Annotated in this window: 6 protein-coding genes; 2 read left to right on the forward strand and 4 right to left on the reverse strand. The window is 41.0% G+C overall.

Translation table 11 applies throughout. The annotated features are described in order from the left end of the window. Positions 1-271 precede the first annotated feature (271 nt). The gene (locus Q0625_RS09645) at positions 272-604 is read left to right on the forward strand and encodes a 2Fe-2S iron-sulfur cluster-binding protein (protein ID WP_298826399.1); all 333 of its coding nucleotides are present in this window, start codon (positions 272-274) and stop codon (positions 602-604) included. Here the strand turns inward: Q0625_RS09645 and Q0625_RS09650 are convergent. From Q0625_RS09650 to Q0625_RS09665, 4 genes are all read right to left on the reverse strand, one after another. Next, on the reverse strand, positions 555-1,493 hold the full coding sequence (locus tag Q0625_RS09650) for a GYDIA family GHMP kinase (protein ID WP_298826401.1): 939 nt from the start codon (positions 1,491-1,493) through the stop codon (positions 555-557). The genes Q0625_RS09645 and Q0625_RS09650 overlap by 50 nt on opposite strands. Positions 1,494-1,565: 72 nt before the next feature. After that, positions 1,566-1,805, reverse strand: a complete 240-nt coding sequence (locus Q0625_RS09655) for a NifU family protein (RefSeq protein ID WP_298826403.1) — start codon at positions 1,803-1,805, stop codon at positions 1,566-1,568. Positions 1,806-1,935: 130 nt separating this feature from the next. Beyond that, the gene (locus tag Q0625_RS09660; RefSeq protein WP_366125068.1) at positions 1,936-2,799 is read right to left on the reverse strand and encodes a DUF3822 family protein; all 864 of its coding nucleotides are present in this window, start codon (positions 2,797-2,799) and stop codon (positions 1,936-1,938) included. Next, positions 2,741-3,409: a hypothetical protein gene (locus Q0625_RS09665; protein WP_298826407.1), complete on the reverse strand. Its 669-nt coding sequence runs from the start codon at positions 3,407-3,409 to the stop codon at positions 2,741-2,743. The genes Q0625_RS09660 and Q0625_RS09665 overlap by 59 nt, the downstream gene beginning before the upstream one ends. A gap of 114 nt (positions 3,410-3,523) precedes the next feature. On the opposite strand from Q0625_RS09665, the gene Q0625_RS09670 reads away from it, so the two are divergent. Next, positions 3,524-4,806: AAA family ATPase (locus Q0625_RS09670; protein ID WP_298826409.1), on the forward strand; the 1,283-nt coding region annotated here is incomplete at its 3' end.

Here is a 4,806-nt window from a genome sequence, read left to right on the forward strand (position 1 = left end):
AGTGACCCTCTGCTTGTAAGGCAGATGCTCTGAACCAGCTGAGCTAAGAACCCTTTTGTAATTCGGGTGCAAAGATACGACCTTTTTTCAAACTGACAAATATTTTTCAATATTTTTTTAAAGTTTTTTCCAATAGGCTGGTTTTCAGTGGTCAGTAATCATTCGTCAGTCGCTAGTAGCCTGTGGGCTATTGGTTATTGAAAAAATCTTTTACCTTTTGCCTTTTACCTTTTGCTTGAAATTTGTATTTTTGCCCTCTCATACAGCAAACATGTCAGCAGAAGTTAATTTGAAAATAACCGATAGGCAGGGGGTACTCTTTGAAGTAGAAGCCCCTACCGATATGAATATGTCCCTTATGGAGGTCATTCGAGCTTATGCCATAGCGGAGGATGGTGAAATAGGGGTATGCGGAGGTATGGCCATGTGTGGTTCTTGCCAATGCTATATTATGAGTGATACCCCTCTACCTGAGATAGGTCCCGAGGAAGAGGCAATGCTCTTTGAAACTTCTTATACCAAGGAAAACAGTCGCTTAGGTTGTCAGATTCCTATTACGGAAGACCTTGAGGGCTTGGAGGTAATATTGGCTCCCTATCCGTAGGAAGAATCATCTGCTTGAAGGAGCGTATGGTGTCGAATCCTTTACTCGTAAAATAGGCTTTCACATAGTCGGGTGAGCCTACAGCTAGAATAAAGTCTCCTCCCCATGCGCCTAAACTCTTGATAGCTCCTGCAAAGTCCGCAAAAAGGCGTTCTTTTACAGTAGGTAGCTGTAAGAAAGCCGAGAGTAGTGCTTCGTGCTTAGTGATAAGGGAGGTAAAGTGTGTGCTGTCTTGGCAGCGATATACCTCTTCGGTAAGGGTGGTGAGCTGCTGAATGAGGGTGGCCTTATGTTTTTTGATAGCCTTATAAAGAGCGATGCCCTCTCTGCTGTTCTGTTTCTGATTCAGATAGACAAAAAATAGGGACTCCGCAAAATTAGGTTGGTAGTATATTGGATAGGATCTGGCGTGTCCTTGTTCTAATTGATAGAGGATAGGGGAGGAGGCTGTTGCACAAGCAATGTCATACCCACTTCCTCCGAAGCTGTTCCAAAGTAGTTGGTACGGATCTACCTTTGCCCATTGGGCAATCATGGCAATCAATGTAGAGGACGAACCTAACCCCCACCCTTGGGGAAACTCCAAACGGGTGGTAACCATCGCCCCCTCTTCACTTAGGAAATGCGGCTGTAACCGTTGGGCTTCTCTAAGTATTTTCTCCAAAGTCAGTGCAACGGGCTCGGTACTCCCCGTAAATAATTCTTCCTCGAACCATGTCTCTCCCTCCATAGTGAGACTACGAAAGTAGATCCTCTTCTGCTCAAGCGCGCAAACCTCCATACGCTGACCGTACTGAGTGGGTAAGGCTAGGGACAAAGCACCATCCAATACCGCATACTCCCCTGTAAGGAGTAACTTTCCATGGGCATAAAACTCTTTTTTCTGCATATTTAAAGAAAAACCCCTCAAGAGTGGTAGCTCTCAAAGGGAAATAAACAAAACAAATTATTCTTTTCTCAATTAATTCACATTCACGACCTTTTCTATTTCAGGAGCATATTTTTTTACGGTCATCTCCACCCCACTTTTGAGAGTCATTTGGTTTACACTACAATTTAGGCAACTTCCTAAGAGTCGTACTTTTACAATCTTGTCATCTTCTATATCAATCAAGGAGATGTCTCCTCCATCATTTTGTAAGTATGGGCGAATTTCAGCCAAGGCAAATTCCACTCGTTTTAATAGGTCTGGATTATTCATGTTAATATTAAGTTATTAAGGTTTTACTTTTTTATCGGGCAAAGATACAGAATAAAAATGATTTTAATTGTTAAATTAATTTGCTGATTAGTTAATTTGCCAATGGTCTCATTGTTAAATTACCTCATTGTCAAAAGGTATGTGTCAATATAAAGTTCTGCCTTGCTAAGGTTGGGTCCATATTTTGGCAGAAAGGATTATTCTTCTGAGGGGGAAGAAAATAGATAAATCGCACATATTTATATATAAGGTAATAACGCTCGGAGTTACGGATAATATCTCCTAAGAGGTATAGCGGTGTAACTTCTGTGTCTAAAGAGAGTTGCTCTAATGAGAATAGGAGGTAGTAGAGCATATCAATAGGCTCTTCAAAGGCAAAGCGATTGAAAAAGGCTAATCCTCCTTCCTTGAATACTACTAAGTGAAAAGCATTTTTGTCAAAATGAGCGTAGACAGCATCTTTCTTCTGTGGGTTATGCATCAGTAACACCCTCAATAGGGTGGTAGTGAAGTGCTCGTACTCGAATATCCCGTATGTTTCCCTTAGAATACGGTTGATAGATGAATTGGGGATATACACATTGATGATCTTCTCACTGCTCAGCGTGTCATGACTGATGATCTGGTTACGATATTCTTGTACATTGAACTTCAGGTACTCAAACAGATGTTCGGTAGCGAAAAGTTTTTCAGGGACAAAGGCGAATTGTTCGTTGTTGTGTAGGACTTTAATAGTATCAAAGTCCTGACAGAGCGCCCGTTCCTCATTCAGATAGTTCTGTACTTCCTGCTCGGCAACAATAGGCGGCATGGAAGCTGGCAGAGATAAGTGATAGATAGATTCTATACAAGAAAGTCCTGGGTTAAAGATACAAAAAGAAAGCCCATCCAAATTCAATTGAATGGACATTTTTTTAAACTCAATATGTAAATGATTATCTTGAGCCACTTTTGTTTTCTGACTTATCGTTGTAGTAAGAAGGCCAGTTACCACTACTTGACACCTCAGTCATAGAACCTACTGATACATAAGGTCCTTTGATGTCATTTACGCCTACTTTCTGGAGCTCTTTCTCGATTTCTTCTTCATCTAGTCCCTCAAGTATGTCCTTTTTAGATATTTTCACTTCGAATACAGGGAACTTTACTTCATTCTCACGAGTGATAACCCCTGTTTCTATCTTGATAGGAATGGTACGATCACCTATAGTAACAGAAGCCATTTGTTTGTATCGGTCAGAGCCTTTGAAAAGGGAGTCTTTTACCAATACTTTTCCTATGGTATCCGTTACTACATTTTGCTTGAGCACATCAATCTTAAAGTGCTTGTCAAATTCTGTCCAGCTCGTATCGCGCTGAGTAGTGATGTAGAACTGACCATTCTCAATAAATTTCTCTAATTCATCGAAACTATTTGTATAAGTCTTGTTGACTGCCTCATAAGCTTCCTCGCTCTTGCGAATATCCTTTAGCACGGCAATTACTTTGGCATAACGAGCCTTACTTTCACGTGCAAACTCAATAGGTGTTTGGATAGATTTGTATATCAGATATAAGCCTATTAAACTGGCTATCAACAAAGTAGCTTGAATTCCTTTTCTCATATAATAATGTGTTTGTATTAAATTCGCAATAATGAGCAAAAATACAATATTTTTTTTAATAAAAGACTTTTTTGAAAAGAAATTTTTATTACCTTTGAAATTATTTATCAACATATGGATATAGAGGATATCTATGAGCTGCTTTTGGAGTACTTTGGGTGGGAGCCTACGGAATCTCAAGAGTCTGTATTAGAGGAACTTGCAGGGTTTTTAGCTGATGATAATGAACAGAGTCTTTTCTTGCTGAAAGGTTTTGCTGGTACAGGTAAGACGACTCTTGTCAATACCCTAGTTAGGACGCTCAAGGCGCTTTCGCAGAAGGTGGTCTTGCTGGCTCCTACTGGTAGGGCAGCTAAGGTAATGACTACCTATACTGGACAGCGGGCTTTTACCATTCATAAGCATATCTATCAGGCGATAGATGAGAATGGTATGTTTTCTTTTTCCCTGAAGGATAACAAGGCTTCCGATACACTTTTTGTGGTCGATGAGGCTTCTATGATTGGGGAGGAAAGTGTCTTTGGCAAGGGATCATTACTATCGGATTTGATGGAGTTTGTCTATGTAGGAGACCGTTGCCGCTTGCTTATTATAGGGGATACAGCACAGCTGCCCCCTATACATACCCCCTTGAGTCCTGCTTTGGATAGTGATCGGCTCTCCTTTGTCTATCATAAAGAGGTTATTGAGGGGGTGCTTACCGATGTAGTACGACAAGGACGTAAGTCAGGTATCCTTTATAATGCGACCCGATTGAGAAAACGCATAGAGACCTTTAAGGATAATTTCCGTATCCGTATAGACCCTTTTAAGGATATTGTCCTTTTGGAGAATGCCTCCGAGGTACAAGATGCTCTCTTGGAAGCCTATGAGGAGAGTGGGGTGGAGGAGACCTGCTTTATTGTGCGTGCTAATAAGCGTGCGGTGGAGTATAATCAGCAGATACGACAGGTTGCCTTCGATTACGACGCACCCCTCTGTGTAGGTGACCAACTGATGGTAGTGAAAAATAATTACCTATGGGCGGCAGATACCGCAGGATTTATAGCCAATGGGGATACTCTAGAGGTACTTGAAATACAATCTGTTGAAGTGCTTTATGGGGCAACCTTTGCTCATGTACTGATTCGTCTGTTGGACTATCCACATATAGAACCTTTTGAGACTATATTGCTCATGGATACCTTAACCAGCCCCAACCCTTCGCAGACCTATGAGGAGCAAAATGAACTTTATCATGCTATATTACAAGAATATAACAAGCAAACGGGCTTTATAGCACCACTCAATATAAGGACACACCCTTATTATAATGCTTTACAGGTCAAGTATGCCTATGCAATTACCTGTCATAAGAGCCAAGGTGGACAGTGGGAGAAGGTATTTGTAGAAAAACC

Origin of the sequence: uncultured Capnocytophaga sp., assembly GCF_938029845.1 — a bacterium.
GTDB lineage: Bacteria > Bacteroidota > Bacteroidia > Flavobacteriales > Flavobacteriaceae > Capnocytophaga.

Bases quoted from the DNA above. Each gene is read 5' to 3' on its own strand.
- Q0625_RS09650 (WP_298826401.1), bottom strand. From the start codon at position 1,493: ATGCAGAAAAAAGAGTTTTATGCCCATGGAAAGTTACTCCTTACAGGG.
- Q0625_RS09645 (WP_298826399.1), top strand. From the start codon at position 272: ATGTCAGCAGAAGTTAATTTGAAAATAACCGATAGGCAGGGGGTACTC.
- Q0625_RS09665 (WP_298826407.1), bottom strand. From the start codon at position 3,409: ATGAGAAAAGGAATTCAAGCTACTTTGTTGATAGCCAGTTTAATAGGC.
- Q0625_RS09655 (WP_298826403.1), bottom strand. From the start codon at position 1,805: ATGAATAATCCAGACCTATTAAAACGAGTGGAATTTGCCTTGGCTGAA.